Source organism: Staphylococcus sp. HMSC62A08 (assembly GCF_001839105.1).
In the GTDB taxonomy this organism is placed as follows: domain Bacteria; phylum Bacillota; class Bacilli; order Staphylococcales; family Staphylococcaceae; genus Staphylococcus; species Staphylococcus caprae.
The window spans coordinates 83,797-85,229 of sequence record NZ_KV840033.1 but is presented as its reverse complement, the minus strand read 5'-3'; the positions used below and the strand labels follow the sequence as shown (position 1 = coordinate 85,229).

The following is a 1,433-nucleotide window of genomic DNA, read 5'->3' as shown; positions in this document are numbered from 1 at the left end:
AACCGATCGATTTAGACCAAGTCCAACAACAACTCAAAGACATTGATAAAGATATCGCTGACGTAGAATTAGAAATCAACGAATACCTCAAAGAACTAGGAGTGTTGAACAATGACTAAACAACAAAATACTCCAGAACTAAGATTTCCAGAATTTAATGAAGAGTGGCATAATTACAAAATTAGTCACTTTCTTAAGGAGAGTAGAATCAAAGGTAATTTAGGAAGTAAAGCAAAAAAATTAACTGTTAAATTATGGGGGAAAGGGGTTGTTCCTAAACAAGAAACGTTTAAAGGTAGTGATAATACTCAATATTATATTAGAAAATCTGGCCAATTGATGTATGGAAAACTTGACTTTTTAAATTGTGCTTTCGGTATTGTTCCTGTAGAATTAAATAATTTTGAAAGTACGATTGATTCTCCTAGTTTTGATTTCATTGATGGTTCACCAAAATTTTTACTTGAAAGAATTAAAATGAAATCATTTTACAAGAAATTTGGTGACATAGCGAATGGCAGTAGAAAAGCTAAACGTATTAACCAAGAAACTTTTCTATCAATGCCCATATATTCTCCTACTTATGAGGAACAACTAAAAATTGGTCAATTCTTTAGCAAACTCGACCGCCAAATTGAATTAGAAGAAGAGAAGCTTGAACTTTTAGAACAACAGAAAAAAGGCTATATGCAAAAAACTTTCACACAAGAATTAAGATTTAAAGATAAAAATGAAAATGATTATCCTAAATGGGAAACTAAAAAAATTAAAGAATTAGGAAATGTATGTACAGGTAATACACCAAGTAAAAAACAAAGTGAATATTGGGATAGTAAAGACTATATATGGGTTACACCTACAGATATAAATGATACAAAGAATTTAAAAAGTAGTGAATATATGTTAAGTAACGAAGGTTTTAAAAAAGCTAGACAGTTGCCTAAGAATACTTTACTTATAACTTGTATAGCAAGTATTGGAAAAAATGCAATTTTAAGAGAAGTAGGAGCATGCAACCAACAAATAAATGCACTAGTTCCAATTGATAATAACGATGTAGATTTCTTATATTATGCATTTGAGAAAGTATCTAAATATATGAAGCGTATTGCGGGAAAAACAGCTACACAAATTGTAAATAAGTCTACATTTGAAAATATTATTGTCAAAGTACCAAATTTTGAAGAGCAAAAGAAACTAGGCAACTTTTTGAATAGTCTTGATAAGTTAATTGAAAAACAATCAAATAAAGTTAGGTTATTAAAACAACGAAAACAAGGATTACTTCAAAAGATGTTCGTGTAATTCTGATAAATGTTTATGATGTAAAATGCTTCGATAATTTAGAGAGGTTGAGACCTCATTTATTATCACAACTTTTCGAGACATCCTTCTTGGTGCGTGACAACGAAAATAATTTTGCTAAATTATAT

Annotated in this window: 1 protein-coding gene; it reads left to right on the top strand. The window is 29.3% G+C overall.

Annotated elements, in window-relative coordinates; translation table 11 throughout:
* Positions 1–111 precede the first annotated feature (111 nt).
* Positions 112–1,305, top strand: a complete 1,194-nt coding sequence (locus HMPREF3264_RS05410) for a restriction endonuclease subunit S (protein WP_070872307.1) — start codon at positions 112–114, stop codon at positions 1,303–1,305.
* Positions 1,306–1,433 lie beyond the last annotated feature (128 nt).